The organism is Acaryochloris sp. CCMEE 5410 (assembly GCF_000238775.2).
In the GTDB taxonomy this organism is placed as follows: Bacteria; Cyanobacteriota; Cyanobacteriia; order Thermosynechococcales; family Thermosynechococcaceae; genus Acaryochloris.
In genome coordinates this window covers 3,252,004-3,275,766 of the sequence record NZ_AFEJ02000001.1, presented here as the reverse complement: position 1 = coordinate 3,275,766, position 23,763 = coordinate 3,252,004, and the positions used below count along the sequence as shown (strand labels likewise).

Sequence of the window (23,763 nt, the reverse complement as noted above, 5' to 3'; positions counted from 1 at the left end):
CGTATCATCCATTCCTAACGTTCGCTCAAAATATTGAATTGTTCTGGATATGGAGATGCCTGAACGGGTTGATGACATGTCACTTTCTTTGCATCCCTTGGTTGGAAATCGTTCTATGCAAATTACTAATCGCATCAATTTTGATCATTTGCGCGGCGATCTCCTGGGAGGCGTGACCACCGCCGTTGTGAGCTTGCCAATGGCCCTGACCTTCGGTGTTGCCTCCGGTGCAGGTGCTGCTGCTGGTCTTTGGGGCGCGGTCATCGTCGGCTTTTTCGCGGCCCTCTTCGGAGGCACCCCTACTCTGATTTCTGAGCCCACTGGCCCGATGACGGTAGTCATGACCGCCGTCATTGCTCACTTCATTGCTGTTGATCCAGAAAACGGCTTGGCAATGGCTTTTACGGTGGTGATGCTAGCGGGACTGTTCCAGATTCTATTTGGAATGCTGAAGTTGGGAAAGTACATCACGATGATGCCCTATACCGTGATTTCAGGCTTTATGTCTGGGATTGGCATTATCCTCGTGATCTTACAGATTGCCCCTTTCCTCGGACAGGAAAGCCCAGCCGGGGGGGTAGTGGGTACCTTACAGGCTATTCCTACACTCCTGGCTAATGTCCAGCCCATCGAGACACTGCTAGCAGTGTTGACTGTGGCCATTATTTGGTTGATGCCTGCTAAGTTGAAGCGGGTTATCCCCCCGCAGTTGGTAGCTTTGATTGCAGGTACGGTGTTGTCACTAGTGCTGTTTCAAGGCGTTGAGATTCGTCGCATAGGTGAGATTTCAGCAACGTTGCCGACTCTACAACTTCCAGCTTTTAGGCTAGACCAACTGCAGTTGATGTTGATTAATGCAGCGGTTTTAGGGATGTTGGGCTGTATTGATGCCCTGCTGACGGCGGTGATTGCCGATAGCTTAACTCGCACTGAGCATGATTCCAATAAGGAACTGATTGGTCAAGGCTTAGGAAACCTATTCTCGGGGATGTTTGGTGGCATCGCTGGCGCTGGAGCCACGATGGGAACGGTGGTCAATATTCAGACAGGGGGTAAAACGGCGCTGTCGGGGTTAACGCGGGCAGGTGTGCTCCTGGTGGTAATTTTAGGGGCTGCTAAACTGGCTGCGACGATTCCTTTGGCAGTGCTGGCGGGGATTGCCCTTAAGGTCGGTATTGACATTATTGACTGGGCTTTCTTGAAGCGAGCCCACCAGATTTCGATCAAGGGTGCCCTGATCATGTACGGTGTCATTGTGCTCACGGTGTTGGTAGACCTGATGGTAGCGGTCGGTATTGGTGTGTTTGTGGCCAATATTCTCACCATTGATCGCATGATTACGTTGCAATCAAAATCCGTCAAGGTGATCAGTGATGCCGACGATAGTGTTCAGCTCGATGGAACCGAAAAGCGCTGGCTGGATGAAGCCAATGGTCGTGTGCTGCTGTTTCAGCTCAGTGGTCCAATGATTTTCGGCGTGGCCAAAGCGATCTCGCGAGAACACAATGCTATGAAGGCATGTGATGCGATCGTGTTTGACCTCAGTGATGTGCCCCATATGGGGGTGACTTCCTCCCTGGCGCTGGAAAATGCTGTTAAAGAAGCAGTAGAAGCCAGTCGTCATGTTTTTATTGTTGGGGCTGCAGGGCAGACCAAGCGACGTCTAGAAAAGATGAAAGTTCTGCATTTGCTGCCAGCCCATCATCTGCATACGAATCGCGCTGAAGCCCTCAAGGCCGCGACTGAAACGGTGTTGCTTACAGCTGACCTCAGATCAGTAGGGACAGGCACCTCTAGCACAATCTGAGTGGCAGGAAATTGCTCCTCCGATTGTTGTCCTGAGCCAGTCTCGGAATGCTGTCATTATCGTAGTGATTTTGATCACATTGATAGCGTTGCTGCTGGTGTAGCCAGCCTCTAATGACCAGTCTGCACTAGAGAAGGTAGAACCAATGCAGTTATTGGTCATGGGTAACAACCGATGAGGAGTAGAACTATCCAATAGCCTGGGACTGGTAACTTTTATCAAGTTATTTTGCAGATCAATGGTGCTCGGTAGGGGGATAGGACTGTCTCACCTCACCACCATTTTTTTATCTAAATATGAGGTTATATGGTCGTTTTCCAATTTGTTGCTGGGCTAGTCTTCCTCGTTGTAGGCGCGGAGTTCTTAGTCAAGGGAGCTTCCCGATTAGCTGCAACCATGGGTATCTCACCGCTGATTATCGGACTAACGGTGGTGGCCTTTGGCACCAGTGCGCCCGAACTGGTGGTGAGTATTCAAGCTGCCCTATCGGGACAAGCTAACATTGCCATGGGTAATGTGATTGGCAGCAATATCTTTAACGTCCTTTTTATTCTTGGCCTGTCAGCGCTGATCGTCCCGCTTTATGTATCCCAACAACTGATCCGGCTGGATGTCCCTTTGATGATCGCGCTGTCGGTTATCATCCTCGTTATATCGCGGGATGGACAGATCAGTCGGATGGATGGATTTTTCTTAGTCGCTGGTATTGTGATGTATACCAGTTTTTTAATTCTCCAAAGTCGAAAAGCTCGGGCCAAGGGTGAATCTGATCAGAGATCCAATGCTGCCCGACCGAGTTCCAGGCGCTGGGTGACGAATGGGATCTTAGTGCTTGTGGGTCTAGGTCTTCTCGTTGTCGGCTCGCAATGGCTGGTTAAAAGTGCCGTTTCGTTTGCCCAATATCTGGGGGTGAGCGAACTGATCATCGGGTTAACTATCGTTGCGGCTGGCACCTCTCTACCGGAGTTGGTCACCTCTGTTGTCGCCGCTATCCGGGGCGAGCGCGATATCGCCGTTGGTAATGTCGTTGGTAGCAACATTTTCAATCTGATGGCGGTGCTGGGGAGTGCCAGTATCGTAGCCACCGCTGGGATTGAAGTATCACCATCCGTTTTACGGTTTGATCTTCCAGTCATGATCGCTGTTGCCTTTGCCTGCTTGCCGATTTTTTTTACGGGGGGAACGATCAGTCGTCAGGAAGGGGCTTTATTGTTTGGGTACTACATCGCCTATATGCTGTACCTGATACTAGCGGCGACGCACCACGACGCGCTACCGCAATTTAATAGGGTGATGCTGTATTTCGTCGGGCCGTTAACTGTGATCACTATTATTATTGTTTCCCTGAAGGAATTGAGACGTCAAAACAAAGGCCAATCGAGCTGAGTGCAAGGCCAGAAGGAAGATGATCGCCAAGATGCTGCATTGCCCATCCATACCTGAGTAAAAAGGATTTTGAATGACCTTCTCTTCTCACAGTCGCGAAGTGCGATCGCAACCCTTGGCAACCCTCCCTCCTGGCAGCATCCCCGGTACTCTGAATATCAAGGCCGATGCAGCTTCTCCGCGCCTAATTTTAATTGACTACAGTCCAACTCAAGCGACGCGCCTCCCGCTGCATCAACCCCAGGATTGTGTGCCCTATCTTGACAGTGAATCGGTCTCTTGGCTCGATGTGCAGGGGCTGGGCAGTGAGGAGACCCTACGGCAGTTGGGACAGATCTTTAAGCTCCATGCTCTGGTACTAGAAACCGTAGTCAATGTACCCCAGCGCCCCAAGGTAGAAGACTATGGCAATCAGCTTTTGGTGGTGACCCAGATGAGTACGCTGGTGTCGAACCCCAGTCGAACGGCTGGTAACTCTGGAGCAACCGTGTCCCCTCTGCCGCAACTGATGATTGAGCAGGTCAGCTTTATCCTCCAGAAAAACGACCTGCTGACGATTCAGGAAGAACCCCTGCATGATTGTTTTGGCCCGGTGCGCGACCGCATCCACCATGCCAAGGGCATCATCCGCCAACAGAAGGCAGACTATCTTTTCTACGCGCTCCTGGATGCCATGATTGACGGCTTTTTCCCAATTCTAGAAACCTATGGTGAAGTGATTGAAACCCTCGAAGATGAAGTCATTGCCCATCCCACCCCCCAGACCCTGGCCCAAATCCATCAGCTCAAGCGCGATCTGCTCACCCTGCGCCGTGCCATCTGGCCCCAGCGGGAATTGCTGGCAACGCTAGTCCGGGATGACTGTCCGTTGATTGGGGACGATGTGCAAATCTATCTGCGGGACTGCTATGACCATACGGTGCAAATCCTGGACATGGTGGAGACTTATCGGGAGTTGGCCGCCAGTTTAATGGATGTTTATCTGTCGGCAGTGAGCAACCGCATGAATGAGGTGATGAAAACCCTAACAGTGATTTCCACTATTTTTATTCCCCTCACCTTTATCGCGGGCATCTACGGCATGAACTTTAATCCCCAAGCCTCACCCTGGAATATGCCGGAGCTGAATTGGTACTGGGGCTATCCGTTGGTTTTGGGGGGGATGGGGGCGCTCGCCCTTACCTTGATTTTGTTTTTCTGGCAACGAGGCTGGTTTCGGGATTTTTCTCAGTTTAGAGGTAGGGATGCTACGACGCGCTTATAACTGGGTGATTCACTGGAGTAAAACGCCTTATGGCGGTATTGCTCTGTTTCTGATTGCTGTTGCTGAATCTTCCTTTTTTCCCATTCCCCCGGATGTATTGCTGATTGCCCTTTGTATCGGCAGGCCCAAGCTATCTCTCGGTTCGCGGCTTTATGTAGCGTAGTTAAAGATTTAGACTCCTGGTTGGTTTTAGTCTTTCAATAGAGTCATCATTGATGTTGATCCAAGATGGAAGAGAAAAACTGGCCCGTGACTTTTAGCATCGGTGTATATCGGTGTACTCACCTGTCAGACTCCACCCAGTTCATTAGAAAGATTCAAAAATGGTGCCCAAGTTTATGTTTATCTCATTGCAAATTGAAGATTGCCCGTCACACCGATGACACATCCTCCGTTCATAATCGAAAGTATTGCACTGGCGGATCTAGTAGCATGATAGCTGTAAAAAAATGGTTCTCTTCATGCTGGGTTACAAATGCCAAACAGTCATTTCATCAATGGGTGCGAAGAGAAATTATTGATTTCGATCCCTATGATAAATAAGACTTGAGTTATAGGGGGTATGACCATAAACCCTTTATAATCCATCCTCTTAATGCCTACTCTAGCCACTAGTCCTTTTGGGCTGAAGGTATATAGTACTTTATACACTATCCAATCAATCCTCTACCCCATTTTTGCCCTATTGGAAATAACCTGTTTATCTGTATGAAGTAGGTTTGCTTTTCAACATGCAGATTTTAATGTGCCCATTTTGCCTGGAACATTCCAAGTAAATTTTCTAGACCACACTAAGGCTGTTTAACAGAGATATCACCGATGTATTTACTGCTCGTTGAGTCTACGACTCAAACTTTGCGTGAACCTGTAACAACCTTTGTATTACTGTTGGCGATCGCCTTAATCACACCGCCCCTATTTGAGCGTTTGAAATTACCGGGCTTGGTGGGGCTTCTGGTCGCAGGGGTTATTTTTGGCAGCAGTGGCTTGGGCTGGTTAAAGCCTGATTCTGAGACCCTAAAACTGTTCTCAGAAATCGGCAAGATTTATCTGATGTTCGTTGCTGGTTTAGAGATTGACTTAGTGCAATTTCAGCGCACCCGTCATCGTTCCCTCAGTTTTGGCTTTCTCACGTTCGCCATACCAATGCTGGGGGGAATTGCCATGGGCTTGCTGTTTAACTTCGGATGGTTAGCAGCGGTGCTAATCGGATCACTCCTCGCCTCTCACACTCTGTTGGCATATCCGATTATTCAGCGTTTGGGGGTCGTCGGGGATGAAGCCATCACGATTACCGTAGGGGCCACTATCTTTACAGATATTGGGGCATTGCTGGTTTTGGCCATTTGCTTGGGAATTAATCAAGGCAACTTCACCATTCTCAAGCTCTGTATCCTGCTTGGTTCTCTCCTCCTCTATACCATTGCAGTGTTGTCTGGTCTTAAGCGATTTGGGCGCTACTTTTTCCGTAAAACCGGTCAGGATGAAGGCAACCAATTCTTATTTGTGCTTTTGTCCGTCTTCCTATGTGCCGTGGTTGCTCAGCTGATTGGCGTTGAAAATATCATTGGTGCATTCTTGGCGGGACTTGCTATTAACAGCGTTGTGGGGGATGGTCCGGTCAAAGAAAAAACAGAGTTCCTAGGCAGTGTCCTGTTTATCCCCATGTTTTTTATCAATATGGGACTGCTGCTTGACCTCAAAGCTTTTGGTAGCATCATGCTTTTCATTGAGCTACCGCTATTGGTGGTGGGGACCTTGCTACTTTCTAAATTGCTGGCCTCCTTGGGAACTAAACTTTTGTTTGGCTATAGCTGGCCCCAGTTTTGGTGCATGTGGTCCCTATCCATTCCGCAAGTGGCAGCGACCCTGGCAGCGGCCCTCGTGGGATATGAGGCTCAAATTATTAATATCCAGGTCTTTAACAGCGTTATTTTGATGATGCTGGTGACCTCCATCCTAGGACCACTGGTGACTAATCGATTTGCTCGTCAGTTAGCGACTCAATCAACCCTCGATCAAGATATTGCGTTTAATTGGCTCCCCCCTGAGGTTCCTGACACTTTTTCGGTGGTGGTCCCCGTATACAACCCTAAAACGGAACAACATCTGATTGAACTGGCGGCGTTGATCGCGCAATTTGAGCAAGGACGTGTGATTCCGCTGGCCATCGCCCTGGCACAACCTCAAATGGACTCTCCCAAACTGGATCGGGCCTTACGCCACTGCCGACGGCGATTAGCGGCAGCGGAGCAGATTAAGGAAACCTTCGATATCCCCCTCGCACCTCGGTTGCGGATTGCCAATGATATTGCCCAAGCCATTAGCTACGTGAGCCGGGAAGAAGACGCCAATGTGATTGTGCTGGGCATGGGGGCTCGACCGTCGTTGGGGAAGCACTTGCTCGGTAGCATTCAAGACAAGGTATTGGCTAAGACGCAATCTCTAGTAGTTGTGGCTCGGTTGTTGGCATCTCCCACCCAGATCCACAATATCTTGGTCCCCATTGAGACCCCTAGCCCATCTATGCTCAGAGCGCTGAGATTTGCCCAGGTCTTGTTAGCGGTAAATGGGGGACAGATGACGCTATTACACGTTTGCAGCCCTCGGACTTCGGCCCTTGAGCAAACTCGTATCCAAAAGCAGCTAGACCATCTTATTGGTCGCTTGCCTCAAACGGACGGTCGGATTAAGACCCAAATTGTTTCAGCCGATTCACCAACCACTGCGATCTCAAAAATTGCAGGAAATTACGATCTGGTAGTGTTGCGATCGCAATACCGCCATATCAACAACCAACTCAGCTTTGGGGCTAGAACTACACCTATCCTGCAACAGCTTTTGGGGTCAGTGATACTAGTCAGTGAACCGGTCACAAGGCCCCAGGAATATCCTCGGTCTTCCCACCATGCCGAACCATTAAATACAGAGTCTTACCTTCGTACTTCAGACACAGCGAATGAGAAGGCAATACAGGCTCGTACTTCTCATCACCTCAAAACATAGGGGATTCAGATTCATATAGAGATCGGGCCAAATCAATATCTTTCGACTTGACTCCAGATTTTGGAGGTTAAGGGATGTCGGTATCGAGAGAACTGCTTAACAGTTTTAAAGTGGGTGTTTTTATCATCACCCTGGTTTTACCAATCTTCGGGGGAAACACCCGAACAGTCAGTTCTGCAAGGGCTAATTCAACTCCAAGCAACTTGGAATCCCTGGCGAATGGTAACTATCAATTTTGCAGTAAACCCGAGCCTGATGATGGAAGAGATGGAGATGGAGTGTGTTTTGTCTTTGCTAAACTCGGCGATCGGGTAGATGGGTATTATGGTTATCCCCACTCAGAAGTGTATGTTTGTGTCCGTGGTCGTGTAGAAGGAAATCAGGTGTCTGGTTACGGTTTATTCTTAGCTTGGTCCTCTGTCTTGACATCTGAATATACTTGGCGATTAGATCAATACTTAACCCTTCAAAATGGCTATGTTGTCCAGAGCCGAAAAGGAGAACACGAAGAGCTATCTTGGGTTCAATATGATGATTTGAAATTAAACATTGGCGACTTCTATCAATATCCAACCGTGAAAATGCACTTTTCCCCACAAATGTGTGAATGGGAGGTGTCATGACAAGCAAGGTAAAGATTTTTACAATGAATCCCTTGCACAAGGGGAAGTCTGTAGAGAGACAATACCCTGACACTAGAATGGCACATAGATAATTTAAAGTTTGAGATGACATCTGAAATCACACAATCTCTCTCTTCTGAAACTGGAGAAGCCCAATGTCAACTCAAACAGGTGAATTGATCTATTACAGTAGTTTGCTCAACAGGCAGGTCACAAATGAAACTGCTTCCGAAAGATTGGGTCGTGTTATCCAAGTATGGCTACATTACAAAGATCACCAAGTGATAGGATTTACTTGCCGTTTGGGAGTATTAAAACACAATTCTTGTACCTTTCCATGGAGCCAGATTGCAATTCTTGAAGCTCAAAGAATTCTGGTGAAAACCATTCCCACGCCTCACCTAAATGCTGTTACGAATTTGGAGTTTCAAATGCAGATCGCAGTAGATAATCACATCAGTCATGAGGTCTGGACGAGTACAGGTAATTATGTTGGTAAAATTACTGACTGCCGTATTTATCCTCATTCAGGAATCGTCAAGGACTACATTCTCACGGTTAGGAGTCTGAGAAAACTGACTCTCCAACAATTTTATTTGTCTCCGAACTCGATTATGGCTGTTAGCCGAGGATGGATGACAGTGATAGATGATTTTATGCAGGAGAGTGAACCTGTGTCCAGCAAAATGTCGGGAGTTAACTTGCTTCCTGTAGAGTTGGCATAGATAGCAGAAATAGAAATCTCCAAAAGACATGGAACAATACGCTTAAATTATGCTGATCTCCTCTATTGAGGTCCCCCTAATTGGGGCGAGGTATAGCAGACTAATTGGAGGGAGAAATCCCATGGGGTGGGATTCACAATGCTTCAGCTTGTTGCAGCTGCTAAAGGTTAACACGGCGATTGTGTAAATCGAAATCAGACTAAAAGTAGTGTTACTCATCAATCTAAACACGCTTCAATGAGCACGCCGCAAGACCAAACGAAGCAAGATTCCAGGCATTACATAGAGGTCATCAACCCTGCTCAAAAGCAGTAGATAAGTATCTTGGAATCAGTATATCCACAACCTCTTCATCAACCAGGGGCATCACTGAATCACTGACTAAAAGTCCTCCGAAACAAGCGTTTACAATGCTGTACATGGGGATATTAAACTGTTCCTGAATCAGTCCGGCTCCGCTTTTTTTCGTACACAAATAATCAATGATTTCCCCTGATCCAAGGTCAAAACTGTAGTCCGTCACTTCTCCAATCCACTGTCCACTCTCTGTCCATACGTGGAGATCAATATGGTCTCCTGAAACAAATGAATTGCTTGACAGAAGATTGGACAATAGAGGTAGATTTAACTCTGTGGTAGGGTCTACCGCAATTTGCTGGTCATCGATTAAACAAACCTGACCTAATGGATAGGAGCAGGGAAAGAAGTCCCAAAAACCTGCACGGCAATTGAACCCCATGACTTCATGGTGGTTGAGATCAATCCAAATGCCTGAGATATGACCCAGAAAATGCCCCGTACTATGATCAACCACCTCACGGCCAATAAATTGAGAGTACTGGATGCCTGATTCCATCGTATTGGTCATAATCCCCGGTCTGCCTGAAGGCAGCTCCACTCATTCTCAACGGTCGGTGTCACCTCATGTTAATGAATGCATTTGTCATTCTGATGGCAAAGGCGTGACAGAGGGATGTTTGAGAGAAAGTTCTTTTTCCGCTTGCCGTGGGGGTGGCCACACACTATCTAAAACCACCTTAATAGCGCCTGCAAAGGGAACGGCGATCAGGATGCCAATTAACCCGCCGATTTGTGCTCCAATAACGAGGGAAATTAATACCCACACTGGATTAAGACCCACAAGCCGACCCAGAATACGGGGTGCGATCGCATTATCAATCAACTGATCGATCAAAATGCTAACGATGAGTACTTCCGTGCCCAGCCCAATACTCTTGAGAGCCACCAACCCGCTTACCACTGCAATCCCCAAGATGTCACCGAAGGGAATCAATACCGTAGCTCCGATCCCAACCCCAAAGACCAACCAGTAGGGAATTTTAAGCAGGTGAAAGGCGATGGTTAGCGATATACCCATCAACGTCGCTATCGATACTTGCCCTAAAAAATAGTTGCGAAATTGCTGCCGAATAACGGGACGAACATGCTGAATGGTTGGGAATCGCAAAAAAACCCCATCCCAGAATGTCCGGCCATGGATGAGTAGGTAGAGGGTAAAGACTGCGGTTACCAGCAAATCAATAACCCGATCCGTTAGGCCGACCACCAATCCCATCAGCTGGTTAGGCAGAACCTTTAGCTCTGTAGGAAATAAACGGCTCAATTGTTGGGCTAAACCGTTGTAGTTCCCAGGTAGATTATGAGTGACGTACCAAGCGTCAAAATTTTGCAGCTGCTCCCTTCCTGAGTCAATCCAGCTGGGTAGGCGGTTCGTCAGTTCAATAAATTGTTTGAACAGATCAGGAGCCAAGGTAATGGTGAATGTGCCCACCGCGATAAAAACGATGAGCAAAATCAATAAGATACCGTAACTCCGCTGAATCCCTCGATTTTGGAGCAACTGAACGGGATAATCCAAAATAAATGCTAGAACATTGGCGACGATAAGTACATTAACCAGCGGTTGCGCCTGCTCAAAAATCCAGGAGAGCACCCAAAGATTCAACGTCACCAGCGGCAAGGCTAGAGTGATCGTCACCCATCTCGGCAGTTGCTTCACCGATTCCAACATAGCTTTACTCAGTCTTTTGTAGTACCAATATTGCAGAGAACTGGTGATACAGTCTGAGCGAAAGCTTTAACTTCAGGAATTTTTATTGTTGGCTCAAGAAGTAGAATTACTTGGTCTAAAAGATCGCAGTGTTCTTTTGCTATTCGACAGCTTTCCTTACGGTGTCTCAGTCTGGGAAGTAACGGGTTCAGGTTGAGCAGAAGAAGGTCCAGGGGAATTAGTTTGAGTTGAACCTTCTGGGTTCGTTTGTGCCGGGGTAGGAGCGGATAATCCTCTCCTCTGTAGTTGAGCTTTGAGCTGCTCAATTTCATCCTCCAGCTTGGTCGCCATTGCCTGGCCCTTTTCCCGGACTGCGGAAACGTTGTCGGTCACTTGGCGGTTAAGGTCAGTGATTTGCTTCTCAAGCTGCTCAATGCGTTCACGGGCAGGCGTTATAACCGTATTTTCAATGGTCTGCATCCGCAAAATGGACCAGCCGAGTGTCCCACCAAACAGCAATACAACACCGATAAGTATGCCCATTAACCCGTTTGATCGTCCTTGCAGACGGTTCACATCCTTATTGAGTCTGGTGGTCTCCTGTTGTAGGGCTTGTATCGTGTGCGTGAACTCAGCTTGCGAAGAAGGGGGTTCGAACTGCTCTAACCCATGGTCAGCATTGTAATCTGATTGCTGTAAGGAAGTCTTATTGCTCATGGCTCTTTCTTGGTAAGTTGATTGAAAGAATTCTGTGGTTAGCTGGCAAAGGCAACTTGCCAAGGAAGCAAATTCAAGTTTTTTGCTTCCGGCTCCAATTGCTGCTTGTACTGATCGGGCACCTGAAGCCAGCCTTGCCCCCCATCCACAATCATTGAGGATGCAAGATAAATCAGCTCTGGAGTCTGATCCCGCTTGGTATGTGGTGCCAAGAAGTAATAGTCAATGGTTCCAGTAGAGGCATTAAAGCTAAAATCGGTAATCTCACCGAGCCGGTCTCCTTGCTGAGTCCATACCCCCAGATCCAGTCGTTCTCGGACGGCCATTCCTGTTTCTGCATTCAGACTCAATATCAAAGTGGGGTGGACTACTGGGGATGATTGCACTTCAATTCGTTGTTCATCTAAAGTCTCAATCTGTTTCCAGGCATAAGTCTGGAGACAAAGGTCCCAAAATCCTGCCCGACAACTGAAACCTAGAACCCGATGTTGGCGTAGATCAATCCACAAATCAGTCACTTGACCCAGGGGATGATCTGATTGGGTTGCAAACACTTGACGACCGAGAAAAGTATTGTGCTGGAGGGTCGGTTTAGCTTCAATCGGTGCCATCACTGTTCTCCTATTTAGCAGTGGCATTTATACAGCTCACTCTAATGAAAGGTTGTGTCAAAGGAATTTCAGGGAAATGTCAGTCGAATACCAGTTTGGTGTTAATGCTTTGATTGGGTTGTAATTACCCATGGGAATTCCATTAAAGAAAGCTAAATTGTGATAGCTAATTCGGTAGCGGATGAGTGATTTGTGTTTGAGGCTGTGTTTTATAGAAGGCCAAGTTATGGGACAGGTCAATCGTCCTCTTTTGAGCCGTCAAGTCATACCATTTCCCAGTGAGGCGGTGCTGTGCAAAAGTGGCACTTGATATATCGCATTGGGTTATACCTAGAGGCTTATATTTGAGGGGGGTGCCGTTTATGGGTTGATCGGTGTAAGTAATCATGACTCTCTTTGGAACTCTTCAAGAGAAAGTGTCAGTCATGATCAATGCTCAAGTGATGACACTTTCGTTTATACAGCTCACTCTAAAGAAAGGTTGTGTCAAAGCAATTTCAGGGACATGTCATTCAAATGCCAGTTTGGGGTGATTGCCTGTGCTGGGTTGACAATAGCCGATTCCAGCATGTCTCAATGTGCTAGTGCTAGACATCGTCTCATCTCCAAAAATTTCCACTATTCAAAGGCGTTTGTCAGGAATATGCAGATTTGATGTCAATGTTGTGATCAGGATTAGACTGAAAGTGCCACCCAATCCATATGTTGAGAACAGTGGCGCTGCATTAAACCTTTAATAAGTAATGAAGCCCTCTATTTTGATCGTTGAAGATGAAGTCGAGATTGCCCGATTCATCCAGCAACTCCTTGAGCAAGAAGATTTTTCTTGCCATAGTTGCCACGATGGATTGGAAGCCCTGCGCCTTCAACATCAGCTACAGCCCGACCTGATTATCCTCGATCTGAAGCTTCCTGGCTTGGATGGTCTCGAAGTCTGTACTCGTATTCGAAAGCAGGCTAGTGCCAAAGATCCTTACATTTTGATGCTAACGGCTAAGGGTGAAGAAATTGATCGCGTTATAGGACTCTCAACGGGGGCAGATGACTACCTCGTCAAACCCTTCAGTCCCATAGAATTAGTGGCAAGGGTCCGTGCATTACTGCGGCGCAGCCTTAGACAGGCTGACACACCTCAAACCTACCGTACTCAACACTTTAGCGTTGATCTCGATCAGCATCGGGTGTACAAGCATTCTTCGTCTTCTGATGATCTCCTAGATTTAACGGTGTTGGAATTTAAGCTTATGGAGACGTTTATTAGTGCGCCCAATCGAGTCTGGAATCGCTCCCAGTTAATTGACAAACTTTGGGGGGATGACTTCTTTGGTGAGGAAAGAGTTGTCGATACTCAGATCGCTCGGTTGCGGAAGAAAATTGAGCCCGATTCCTCCCAGCCGAGGTTTATCAAAACGGTGATGGGGGTAGGGTATCGGTTTGAAGATGCACCTAGAATTGCAGAATGAACAGAATAGGGCTGAGATCGCGCTTGTTGATATCCCATCTGCTGGTGATGGGAATTCCTCTTTTGAGCTTTATTTTGATTAGTAAAGCCTTCTCGGCCAATGTATTTGCCTATCGCCTAGCCCAGTTAGAAGGAAAGGGGTTTACGATTCGCACAGCTCGTGACGTATTACTTGAAAGCTATGACGCTGCCTGGAGCCACAGCACCGGATGGGCGGTTCTGGTCGGGGGCCTCGCTGCGACATTGCTGAGTTTCTGGGTTGCCCGCCGAATTACGCATTCTCTAACTCAGATGGAGCATATTATTCATCAGGTGGCTTTGGGTGATCTTCATGAGCGGGTTCCCCCCAGCGAAATTCCTGAACTCAACCGCCTCAGCCGTAGTTTCAACCGTATGGCCATTCAACTTGAAGATGTCGAGCACCGAAGGAGAGAGTTGATCACCGATTTAACCCATGAATTGAGAACCCCTTTAACGATTATTCGGGGCTATTTAGAAGCCTGGACAGCAGAAAAATTGACACCCAATCCAGAGGCTTATCAGCTTTTAGTGAAAGAGACTCGGCGGCTAGAGCGGCTGACGAATGATGTCCAAGAGCTATCCATCGCTGAAGCTGGACATCTATCCCTTAATCTAAAGCCATTAGCGATCAAACCACTGATTGACAAGCTAATCCAAACCCTCTCTGCTCAACTGGATGAGCAGGGGCCAGTATTGGAGGTAGATTACCCTGAAGATACACCCATGGTGTTAGCTGACTCGGCCCGGACTGAGCAGGTCTTGATGAACTTGCTGAGTAATGCCCTCCGACATACACAATCAGGAACGATTACTGTTCAAGCTTCTGTTAGAACCCAAGAGGTTTGGATTGCGGTTCAGGACACAGGTTCAGGGATTTCTGCTGAGGATTTACCTCATGTCTTCGAGCGATTTTGGCGATCTAAATCGTCGCGTTCACACTCTACCCAAGGGACGGGGATTGGGCTTGCGATCGCCCGTCGTCTCGTGGAGTTGCAAGGTGGACGTATTGAGGCTGAAAGTCAGCTGGGAACGGGGAGTGTCTTTCGCTTTTCTCTACCCACCGTGAGTTGATATGAATATCATCGAAACTTTGCTGGGTATAGACCCTGAGTTTCAAAAGAAGCTGATCGCATCTCTGATAGGCATACTGTTTGCCATTAGCTTCCGTTGGTTTGCCCTTCGTATCCTCAATCGACGGATTCAAGATCCCCGTATTTTATATGCATGGCGAAAGTGGGTCGGCTACATTAGCTATGGGATTGCCATCTTTGCGTTGGGGCGTCCTTGGATTCCTGAACTCCAAGATATCTCCACCTTTCTTGGAATCGTAACAGCGGGTTTAGCTGTGGCGTTAAAAGAGCCTTTAGTGGATTTAGTGGGGTGGGTGTTTATCCTCTCAAGAAAGCCGATGCAAGTGGGAGATCGGATTCAAATTGGCTCCCATACAGGGGATGTCATCGATATCCGGATTTTTCATTTTACGCTGATGGAAGTCGGGAACTGGGTCGATGCGGATCAAAGTACGGGGCGCGTCATCCATATCCCTAATGGCAGAATCTTTCATGAAACCGTCGCCAACTACTCCCGTGGATTCCAATATCTTTGGCATGAAATACCCGTATTGATCACCTTTGATAGTGATTGGGAGCGAGCGAAACAAATTTTTCTCACCATCGCCAATCAAGATTCTGAACGGTTGAGTGCTGCAGCCCAAGCTCGTCTGCAGGAGGCAGCTCAAAATTATATGATCGTCTACTCTAAACTAACGCCTACGGTCTATACCTCTGTCAAAGAAAGCGGTATCCTACTGACGATTCGCTATTTATGTGAACCACGACAGCGACGCTCTACTGAAGAAGCAATTTGGGAAGATATTCTGCGAACAGTTGACCAAGAGGAAAAGATTGCCTTTGCTTACCCGACCCACCGTCTGATCACAACTGTTCACCATGATGCAAAATACCCGCCATCTACAGCTAATTCTTGATGCCGGGCAAACGAACAATAAACCTTTTCTCACGCGTAAAAGGCTTTATGACTTAGGTGTCTCCTGATCTGGTTTACGGGTGGAAGTTTCAGGAAATAACAGCATAATAATCTTGAGGCTCGCTCCCACACACAAGCCAATGGTGGCCATGTTGGATATGAGTGACATAATCGTCAGCATAGTGAACGCCAATCCTAATCTAGGAACAACTCAAGCCTAACGATTTGGTGTGACAACTCTATGTCGAGACTGCCACAAGGCAATATCAATTTGACTGAGGTGAATTTCGCAACCTTGGCATCTTGCCGTCACAACCTTGACAAATGTAGTCGCTATTCTACGACTACGGCTGTGTTGTGTCTTTGCCATGAATCCTTTTATATCTCCAAAACAAACATTAAATACCTTAATGAGATTTGGCTTTAGCCCTCTAGGTATATATGGGCTTAATAAAGTAATTACTGAATATCCATGTGAAACGGTGATGAAATCTCAAAGAGCCATTCTGAGTACCCGTGAGAAAACTAAGGGGCAAAACAGCATCAACATGCCAACATTCGAGACTTCCTCACCCAGGGAAGAAGTATGATAGCTGCAAGTATAAGCGCTCCAGCGACCTCGTCACAGGGATGCTGTTATTACATCAATCAAACCGCTCATGTTCAAGTTCTGAGAATTGAAAATATTCCAAACTGGTATTTTGAGCGGGTTGCCATTCCTGATCAGCCCCTTATCTTTCAAGCGCCATTTGGTGCTCAACTCGACGTTTATTCAGGTTGCCCTGTTAGTTCATTACTATGTGATCGAATTTCTTGCGATCGTCTTCGGGCAGTTATACTCTAGACGGCTAAGATATTAACTTTTTTAAAAGACTGAAACTTGAGTGATAGCAGGCTTGTGAGTTTCGCCTTATGCTCACCATTGCACTGGTCGAGGCACTGTTGAATGGCTCCCTTAAAGGCGGGGAAATCAGCATAATACTTTGAGTAGAGACATTCTTTGCGCACAAAGCGCCAGAGCCGCTCAATTAAATTCAAATGGGGTGAATAAGAGGGCAAGTAGACTAACTCAATATCGACGATCTCAGCAAAGTCTGTCACAAGCTGGCATTTTGATATCGAGCATTGTCTAAAATCACGCTGATGGGTATGACAGGGTCGAGTAGAGCAAGCTTGGCTAGCAACAAACACATGCTATGAGAGTTGATGTAGGTGTGGTTGGTGATGCTGATGATATCTTTAGTGACGGCGTTGAGCGCCCCGAGAACATTGAATCGTTGACGACCGGAAGGAGAGGGGATGAAGATCCGACGGATGCACCAGAGAAACCCCAGATAAGCCTGATGAACAAATGAGCAGCATCTACAAAAAGACAAGACGCTCTTGGCGTTGAGCTCCCTCTAATAAGGGTTCAAGGCAAGTTTTTCGGAACTGCTCTTGCTCCTCAATTTCTCGGGTAGACTCGACTTTCCCGGCACATACCCCACTTTTCGATAGCGACAACCGATGCGTTTGAGGAAAGCTTTGATCTGGGTTGGACTACGTTTAATGCCCGTCAATTGTTCAATGACTGCTTGAGCTTCTGCACTGGTGCGGGGCGGGTGTTGCTCAAATAGGCTCTCACACTATCGCTATGAGCGTTGAGTGAACTGGGTTGACCTTTATATTCCAGGGTCTTCAGTCCTTCAATTCCTCCTTGTTGATACAAACGAAGGGTTTTGGCTAAGGTCGGACGGCTAATCTGACAAAGCTGGCAGATCTGGGCATGGGCAAGACCTTGACTCTTTAAGTAGAGGACTTCCATCCGTCGCTGCACCCGTGGGTGAGGATGATGATAGCGCTCGTAGTTGAGGTGTTGGATTTCCTCTGCGGTGAAATCAATTTTAATCATGCGAGTAGGAGAGTCGGTTGGGGGATACTCCCAGTGTGCCAAATCTCTCCGCTACAATGTTAAGCCACTAGTCGTCCGCAGTATAACAAATGAAGTATCTTCTACCTTAAAATCAATCATGCAGCCTATGCGCCCCAGACTTGCTGCTTCTTTAGGATTGAAAAGATGCTAGATATCGTGATTGGTTTATTCCTTCATTGATATAAGGTTGGTCATGGAGTTTAAATTGTGATCAACAGGTCTACAACATTACCTGATATCACAGGTTGTACTTGCCAATGCACAAGATCGTTTTTTTCCCACCCTTGAAATAACGTATATCCGTAGTGCGATATCTAGCTGGGGCGAAGCCTAAAGGTGAAAAACATCAAGTTCGATTTTGAACCTAAGTCTGGGGTTCGCTTCAGTTATTGCCCAGCAGCCAATGCAGGAAGTCTTGGAAATACTGTCCTGCAAAATTACACGGATTGCTATCAAAAGACCGTCGGCTCATCTATTTCTCAAAGGTACTTCAGTTGTACCTACTGGAATCCATTAGAGGGCTGAAAATGTCTTGAGATAAAACGGTTTACAGTAAAAATTTAGATAAGCTAGGAAGTGTATCTAGGAGGCTGGTGAAAACTTTGGTCTAGCTGATTTGTAATCCGCCGATCTTAAGTGCGAGTCTTGTCACCAGCTTTTTGATTTTTATCCTATCGATAGGATGATGCTTAACCCCCTTCCTGCCAAGTTGAGACGAGCTGCAGTTCTGGGAATTGTGCTGTTGTTGGGTGCGATCGCATTCACCCAGACGACCATCACTACTCCTCATACCCATTCGCCCCAGGCTGCTTACACGCTTCGGTCTCAACCTCCTAAACTTGAACAAACCTGGGTAGTTAGCGCCTTAGAAGCGAAGGTTCTTATCGACCAAGGTGCTACTCTCCTGGATGCCCGAGGGAATCAGTGGTTTGGGCTCAATCGGTTGCCGGGTAGTGTGTCGATACGCTGGCAAGATTTTTCTCCTTCTAATAAAGTCCGTAAAGGAACGCTGCTAGAGAGCGATGCCGTTTTGAACCAAAAACTTAAGAAGCTAGGAGTCTCCCAAGGGCGGCCCGTCGTGGTTTTTGCAAATCCGCCCCAGGGTTGGGGAGAGGAAGGACGCATCGTCTGGATGTTGCGAACCCTGGGTCATCCCCAAGCGGTGATGGTGGACGGTGGATATTCAGCCTTAGCTTCATTAAATCTGCAGGCCCCAGAAATATCTCAGTCAGGAGATTTTGAGATTCACAGAAATCCCACTTGGCAAATTCAGAAAACAGCCTTAAAAGCGGCCCTGGATCAACCCGATTTAGTGTTAATCGATACGCGAACTCCCAAAGAGTATGCCGGTGCAACCCCTTATGGTGAGCAACGCCAAGGTCATGTGCCGGGGGCCATTTCGCTCCATTTCCAGGATCTATTAACGCCCCAAGGCAAGCTGCTACCCCGAGAAAAAATTGTGGCCAAACTCGCCGATCTAGGGATTATGCCAGAGACAATGGTGGTGGCTTACTGCACTGGAGGGATTCGCTCTGGATGGCTGACGGTGGTTCTAGCAGACTTGGGATATCAGGTGCAAAATTATGCAGGTTCAATGTGGGAATGGTCCGCAGGGTCACCGCAAGAGTTCCCACTGACCGTTCAGTCTCAGGGGTTAAAGACGATGAGTATGGCACAGTAAAGAGGTGCGATCGCAAGCCCCACAGATAACCTTGGATATCACACCTATTAATTCCCACTGTTTATACCTAACTTGATACATCCGCAGAAACAGTTTGTGGTCTTCTCTGATGAAATTTAAATGATGCCTCCCTTGCCTGAGCGTCCGATTTATTTAGATTGCCAAGCCACGACGCCCGTTGACCCCAGGGTCGTCGAGGCGATGCTGCCCTACTTTACGGACTGTCCGGGAAATCCTTCTAGCAGCTCTCATCTCTACGGTTGGGAAGCAAAAGCAGCAGTTGATCTGGCGCGGGAGACCATTGCTCAGGCCATCGGCGCAGATCCACAAGAGATTATCTTTACCAGTGGCGCAACGGAGGCCAATAATTTAGCCATTAAAGGGATAGCGGAAGCCTATTTCAGTAAAGGGCGGCATCTGATTACGATGCAGACGGAGCATAATGCTGTTTTAGAACCCTGTAAATATCTCGAAAAGCTGGGATTTGAGGTGACGTATCTACCGCCTCAAGCGGATGGGCTATTGGATCTGGAGCGTCTAGAACAGGCCATTCGGGGCGATACGATTTTGGTATCGGTGATGGCGGCGAATAATGAACTAGGGGTATTGCAGCCGTTGTCTGAAATCGGTCAGATATGCCGCCAGCACAGTGTTCTTTTTCATACGGATGCGGCTCAAGCGATTGGCAAAATCCCTTTAGATGTGGAAGCGTTGCAGATCGATTTGTTGTCGATGACGGGGCATAAGCTCTATGGTCCTAAAGGGATTGGGGCGTTGTATATTCGCAATCGCAATCCCCATGTGCAGGTTGCGGCTCAAATGCAGGGGGGTGGGCAAGAACGAAATGTGCGATCGGGGACGTTACCAACGCCTCAAATTGTCGGTTTGGGAAAAGCAATTGAGTTAGGTCTATCAGAGCAAGCAGCAGAAGCAGAACGGCTAACGGTGCTCAGAAATCAGCTCTGGCAAGAGCTGCAGGTGTTGGATGGCATTCACTTGAATGGTCATCCGCAACAGCGATTACCAGGGTGTTTGTCGGTCAGTTTTGAAGGGGTGGATGGTGCAGCATTGTTATTAGGCTTGCAGCCCTATGTGGCGTTATCTTCAGGATCTGCATGTGCGTCTAGTAAGCCCACTCCCTCGCATGTGTTAACGGCGTTAGGGAGGTCTGCTCAACTCTCTAAAGCGACGCTGAGATTTGGGTTAGGCCGATTCACGACTCAAGAAGAGATCGAGCAGGCAGCTCACCATGTGATCCGTACGATTCAACAAGGCCAATCATCACAAAAACTTGATGATACAGCTCAGCCTGAGTTGGTAAAACCTGAAATCCAACCTTGATGAACCGTTTTTCAACTCTTTTAAATCCCGAAAGTGTGCCCTCAAGATAGCCCCAAACTATCGATGACTAATGGGTCTTTGATTTTGGGACACTCCCCGGTAATTGATCTAAGTCAACGTACCGTAGATGTCCCTCCTTGACCCAGTAGTAACATCCTGCAGGCCCCGCTTGTGCCGATAGCGTTGCTCCTATCGGTAGCCTGAGCCAAGAGTACTGAGTAAAGGTCTCTTCTTGTTCTATGAATTCTCCTTCTAACACCAGAAGCTCTAAACCACCGCTCGGTTGATAGTCGATCATAGCTCCCGGTTGCCAACGCTCTAGGCGAACAGACTCCCGATCATCCTGAAACAAAGGCGTTTGTAAAATACCTGATCGCTCTGAACTGTTCTGTTGTGGCCTGTTGTAAGCATCTATGTGCACATGGGTTCGATCCTGCAGATCAAACTGCCACAGTTTTACAAAAATGGTGCAGCCTAACTCAGATCCAGGCTGATGCTTCGACTCGGGTGGGTTGCGAATATAGCTCCCTGCTAGGAAATCACCCTGTTCGTCCTGGAACACCCCTTCCAGAACCAGGAATTCTTCTCCACCCGTATGTACGTGGGGTGAAAAAGAACTATTCGGGGCATAGCGCACAATTGAGGTCGCACGGGCCACTTCATCACCCACGCGATCCAGCATCCGCCGCTCGACACCTGGCATGGGTGAAGGAATCCAATCGAGCTGAGCAGCATGGACCACTGCTCGCTGGTTAAAATCTGCATTTAACTCCATGCTGCTCTCCTTTGTACCTTCGTTTGAGTTAGCCTGCGATGCTGGGACGTTGACTGACGCGTTCACGCCAGGCTTTCAAATGACCACACTCCGCTGGAATCTCAATCTTGGCAAAATCTGCAAATACTAAGCCTGCAAAAGCCGTGATATCGGCCATCGAAAATTGCTCACCCGCTAAATACGTGTTTTCGGCTAGCACGTCATTTAGATAGTGCATGCCTGCAATGGCCTTTTGGCGTTGATGTTCTCCCCATTCTGAACACTGATAAGCCTCGACATCTGGCCCTAAGCCAGGGGTTGCATGATGAAAATATAGGCCAACCGCATCCAGCAAACCTGCTTCAGCCCGGCGCTGCATCATATGAATCACAGCCCGTTCTTTGGGAGTCCGACCGGTTAGCGTGGTTTCACCCGAGGTGTGGTCCAGATATTCTGTAATGGCTGTGCACTCAGCAATGGTAGTGCCGTCGTCTAACTCAAGGACAGGAACGGTTCCAGAGGGATTTTTAGCCAGAAATTCAGACTGTTTGTGTTCTCCATTGGGCACGTCAACAGAGACAAACTCTACGGTCTCGGTCAATCCCTTCTCTGCCAAGGCGATGCGAACCCGAGCGGGATTTGGAAAACCTTTGAATTCATACACTTTCATAGGGGCGAAAACTCATCTATCTATCGATAGATAGATAATGGCTTATCCGAATTATGTTTGTCAAGACTTTTGGGTCTGCAGGTTATATTGGGCCAATAGGATGTGATAAGGCGATGGCTGATACCCTCAATCTTCTGTTAGATGCTGCTGAGCAACGGATTCGTGCCTATGGTTATCACGCCGTCAGCTTCCGAGAACTAGCGGATGCGCTGGGCATCAAGAGTTCAAGTGTGCATTACTATTTCCCGCAGAAAGAAGATTTAGGCGTTGCCCTGGTCCGTCGCTATTCGGAGCAGTTTGAAAGGGGACTGGCAGCTATCCCTAATGGTTCTGTTGGCCAAAAATTGCAGGCGTTTTGTGGTCTCTATCGGGCTTCTCTAATGGCTAACGACACGCTTTGTCTGTGTGGCATGTTGGGGGTTGAAAGCGGGGGATTGCCTGAACCGGTGGTTAAAGCGGTGCAGCAGTTTCTGCAGGCGAATGTTGATTGGGTTGCTGAAGCGATGTCTGCTGAGGTACCCCTTGCGGAGCGCCAGAGTCAGGCAGCTACGTTGGTGGCAGGACTGCAGGGTGCCATGATGATGGCGGTCTGTTTAAAGGACCTGACCTATTTTGATCAGACCGTGAAGCAATTACTCAAGTCCTACGAGGTGGATGGGCCATAGTCGGTGCTATCAGGCTGACCATATTTTGCTCTCAGAACGGCTCACTCAAACTTGAAAACAGCTCATGGTAGTGGCTTCTTCAGGAAATGGAGTGCCGCAGTAGAGACAATTGGGCTTTTTGCTTTGCTGAACCCGTCCACATTTGGCACAGTTCTGAGCGGCATTCTTTTCTTCTATGTTTTGCAATGCTTCTAGCAGGTCCTTCTCTGACAGTCCTGAAGTGGTCTGTAATAACTGCCACATGGCTTGACAAGCTAAAGACAGTTTTTGAACGGATTGACGCAGTTCTTCAATCGATTCTTGGCTTTCTTGAACAGTGCGAGCGGTGCGTTTGTTCTCGGTCTGAGCCTTTGAAATGCGCTGATTTTGGCGGATGTCATAAAGGCTCATTTTGTTTCCTTTGTAAGTTGGTATAGGGTGATGCAGTGCTAGGGATGCTGAACAAACAGATCGCTAATGATAAGATTCCCTCATTTCTGCCTGCTTCTATCAAGTGAGGCTGCTATGCCTTTTTTGAGAGAATATTTAGAAGGAACAATTGGCAAAAATTTCTTCGTTGACGCACAATCAAATATCCCTGTACTGGATGCACTCAGAAGTATATTAATGCTGTAAATTCTATTAGACCAGTGCTTTAGTCTGGGCAGTCACATCTAGTGGTTGACTACAACTTACCCATCGCTATTGGCCTTAATCCTCGTAAGTATATTGACTTGTTATGGAAAAGTAGCCATGAAAATACAAATGTGCTTATCGACTATTTCATTTCTGACCGTTTCATTGGTAGTGCTTCCAGTGAGGGCGGATGTAGATACATGTCTGAATAAATTTTTGCAGGGTGAGTTGGCTGACATTGGTTATCGAGTTAGAGAAATCGAAGCTCAGGTAGAACATCAGGGTGTTCGTTACCATTGGATTTCCCTAGGTTCAGACTATCCAAGATTTAAGAATGTTGAAACTATTATTGCTGAATCAGACCAAGGGGTGTGTGAGATGCCAGTACATGATCCGGGGGGGAATATGCATACCCTGGAGCAATATGAGCGAGTCCTACCTAAAGCAGTTGTTCAGAAGTTCATAAACGTCTTTCGCTCAAGAAAGTAAAGTTTTAGCTAAACGCG

Annotated in this window: 23 protein-coding genes and 1 pseudogene; 15 read left to right on the top strand and 9 right to left on the bottom strand. The window is 47.5% G+C overall.

From position 1 onward, the window contains the following. Positions 1-115: 115 nt before the first annotated feature. The 7 genes from ON05_RS14955 (at position 116) to ON05_RS14925 (ending at position 8,811) form a co-directional block, all read left to right on the top strand. Positions 116-1,807 carry a SulP family inorganic anion transporter gene (locus tag ON05_RS14955; protein WP_029315546.1) on the top strand — a complete coding sequence of 564 codons (1,692 nt, stop codon included), beginning with the start codon at positions 116-118 and terminating at the stop codon, positions 1,805-1,807. A gap of 306 nt (positions 1,808-2,113) precedes the next feature. Beyond that, positions 2,114-3,193, top strand: a complete 1,080-nt coding sequence (locus ON05_RS14950) for a calcium/sodium antiporter (protein ID WP_010478761.1) — start codon at positions 2,114-2,116, stop codon at positions 3,191-3,193. A gap of 73 nt (positions 3,194-3,266) precedes the next feature. Further along, positions 3,267-4,457 carry a magnesium/cobalt transporter CorA gene (gene corA, locus ON05_RS14945; protein ID WP_010478760.1) on the top strand — a complete coding sequence of 397 codons (1,191 nt, stop codon included), beginning with the start codon at positions 3,267-3,269 and terminating at the stop codon, positions 4,455-4,457. Then, a complete protein-coding gene (locus ON05_RS14940) occupies positions 4,438-4,620 on the top strand; it encodes a hypothetical protein (protein ID WP_010478758.1) in 183 nt (60 codons plus the stop codon). Before corA ends, ON05_RS14940 begins: the two co-directional genes overlap by 20 nt. A gap of 656 nt (positions 4,621-5,276) precedes the next feature. Next, the gene (locus ON05_RS14935; protein ID WP_010478755.1) at positions 5,277-7,463 is read left to right on the top strand and encodes a cation:proton antiporter; all 2,187 of its coding nucleotides are present in this window, start codon (positions 5,277-5,279) and stop codon (positions 7,461-7,463) included. A gap of 74 nt (positions 7,464-7,537) precedes the next feature. After that, positions 7,538-8,086, top strand: a complete 549-nt coding sequence (locus ON05_RS14930) for a hypothetical protein (protein ID WP_010478753.1) — start codon at positions 7,538-7,540, stop codon at positions 8,084-8,086. A 155-nt stretch (positions 8,087-8,241) separates the two neighbouring features. Further along, the gene (locus ON05_RS14925) at positions 8,242-8,811 is read left to right on the top strand and encodes a PRC-barrel domain-containing protein (protein WP_010478752.1); all 570 of its coding nucleotides are present in this window, start codon (positions 8,242-8,244) and stop codon (positions 8,809-8,811) included. A 292-nt stretch (positions 8,812-9,103) separates the two neighbouring features. Here ON05_RS14925 and ON05_RS14920 read toward each other — a convergent pair whose 3' ends face one another. The 5 genes from ON05_RS14920 to ON05_RS14900 form a co-directional block, all read right to left on the bottom strand. Then, entirely contained in the window at positions 9,104-9,679 is a 576-nt protein-coding gene (locus ON05_RS14920) for a PRC-barrel domain-containing protein (RefSeq protein WP_029315545.1), read from the bottom strand. A 75-nt stretch (positions 9,680-9,754) separates the two neighbouring features. Continuing rightward, positions 9,755-10,810 (bottom strand): AI-2E family transporter, encoded by a 1,056-nt coding sequence (locus ON05_RS14915; protein WP_175307271.1) that lies wholly within the window; start codon positions 10,808-10,810, stop codon positions 9,755-9,757. Positions 10,811-10,999: 189 nt separating this feature from the next. Next, entirely contained in the window at positions 11,000-11,539 is a 540-nt protein-coding gene (locus tag ON05_RS14910; protein WP_010478744.1) for a hypothetical protein, read from the bottom strand. Between the two features lie 38 nt (positions 11,540-11,577). Then, complete coding sequence (locus tag ON05_RS14905) at positions 11,578-12,150, bottom strand: PRC-barrel domain-containing protein (protein WP_010478743.1); 573 nt, start codon at positions 12,148-12,150, stop codon at positions 11,578-11,580. Between the two features lie 166 nt (positions 12,151-12,316). After that, a complete protein-coding gene (locus tag ON05_RS14900) occupies positions 12,317-12,538 on the bottom strand; it encodes a hypothetical protein (protein ID WP_039781602.1) in 222 nt (73 codons plus the stop codon). Between the two features lie 355 nt (positions 12,539-12,893). Between ON05_RS14900 and ON05_RS14895 the strand changes: the two genes are divergently transcribed. The 4 genes from ON05_RS14895 to ON05_RS14880 all read left to right on the top strand — a co-directional run bounded on the left by ON05_RS14895 (position 12,894) and on the right by ON05_RS14880 (position 16,463). Then, positions 12,894-13,613, top strand: a complete 720-nt coding sequence (locus tag ON05_RS14895) for a response regulator (protein ID WP_010478740.1) — start codon at positions 12,894-12,896, stop codon at positions 13,611-13,613. Next, positions 13,610-14,704 (top strand): cell wall metabolism sensor histidine kinase WalK, encoded by a 1,095-nt coding sequence (locus tag ON05_RS14890; protein ID WP_029315544.1) that lies wholly within the window; start codon positions 13,610-13,612, stop codon positions 14,702-14,704. The genes ON05_RS14895 and ON05_RS14890 overlap by 4 nt, the downstream gene beginning before the upstream one ends. A gap of 1 nt (position 14,705) precedes the next feature. Continuing rightward, positions 14,706-15,620, top strand: a complete 915-nt coding sequence (locus ON05_RS14885; protein ID WP_010478736.1) for a mechanosensitive ion channel family protein — start codon at positions 14,706-14,708, stop codon at positions 15,618-15,620. A 585-nt stretch (positions 15,621-16,205) separates the two neighbouring features. Beyond that, a complete protein-coding gene (locus ON05_RS14880; protein WP_010478734.1) occupies positions 16,206-16,463 on the top strand; it encodes a DUF1830 domain-containing protein in 258 nt (85 codons plus the stop codon). On the opposite strand, the pseudogene ON05_RS14875 reads toward ON05_RS14880, so the two are convergent. Further along, a pseudogene (locus ON05_RS14875) lies at positions 16,460-17,552 on the bottom strand (IS630 family transposase). The gene ON05_RS14880 and the pseudogene ON05_RS14875 overlap by 4 nt on opposite strands. Positions 17,553-18,213: 661 nt before the next feature. Here ON05_RS14875 and ON05_RS14870 point away from each other — a divergent pair. Both ON05_RS14870 and ON05_RS14865 read left to right on the top strand, forming a co-directional pair. Then, complete coding sequence (locus ON05_RS14870; protein ID WP_262561793.1) at positions 18,214-19,212, top strand: sulfurtransferase; 999 nt, start codon at positions 18,214-18,216, stop codon at positions 19,210-19,212. Between the two features lie 120 nt (positions 19,213-19,332). Continuing rightward, positions 19,333-20,553, top strand: coding sequence for a cysteine desulfurase family protein (locus ON05_RS14865; RefSeq protein WP_029315364.1), 1,221 nt, complete (start codon positions 19,333-19,335; stop codon positions 20,551-20,553). 67 nt (positions 20,554-20,620) lie between these two features. Here ON05_RS14865 and ON05_RS14860 read toward each other — a convergent pair whose 3' ends face one another. Together ON05_RS14860 and ON05_RS14855 are read right to left on the bottom strand one after the other, a co-directional pair. Continuing rightward, the gene (locus ON05_RS14860; protein WP_010476238.1) at positions 20,621-21,328 is read right to left on the bottom strand and encodes a cupin domain-containing protein; all 708 of its coding nucleotides are present in this window, start codon (positions 21,326-21,328) and stop codon (positions 20,621-20,623) included. Positions 21,329-21,356: 28 nt separating this feature from the next. Further along, the gene (locus ON05_RS14855; protein ID WP_010476237.1) at positions 21,357-21,977 is read right to left on the bottom strand and encodes a glutathione S-transferase family protein; all 621 of its coding nucleotides are present in this window, start codon (positions 21,975-21,977) and stop codon (positions 21,357-21,359) included. Positions 21,978-22,090: 113 nt separating this feature from the next. On the opposite strand from ON05_RS14855, the gene ON05_RS14850 reads away from it, so the two are divergent. Further along, positions 22,091-22,642 carry a TetR/AcrR family transcriptional regulator gene (locus ON05_RS14850; protein WP_039780984.1) on the top strand — a complete coding sequence of 184 codons (552 nt, stop codon included), beginning with the start codon at positions 22,091-22,093 and terminating at the stop codon, positions 22,640-22,642. Positions 22,643-22,687: 45 nt separating this feature from the next. Here ON05_RS14850 and ON05_RS14845 read toward each other — a convergent pair whose 3' ends face one another. Continuing rightward, positions 22,688-23,032 (bottom strand): hypothetical protein, encoded by a 345-nt coding sequence (locus tag ON05_RS14845; RefSeq protein WP_010476235.1) that lies wholly within the window; start codon positions 23,030-23,032, stop codon positions 22,688-22,690. Positions 23,033-23,485: 453 nt separating this feature from the next. Between ON05_RS14845 and ON05_RS14840 the strand changes: the two genes are divergently transcribed. Further along, the gene (locus tag ON05_RS14840; protein WP_262561789.1) at positions 23,486-23,746 is read left to right on the top strand and encodes a hypothetical protein; all 261 of its coding nucleotides are present in this window, start codon (positions 23,486-23,488) and stop codon (positions 23,744-23,746) included. Positions 23,747-23,763: the final 17 nt, after the last annotated feature.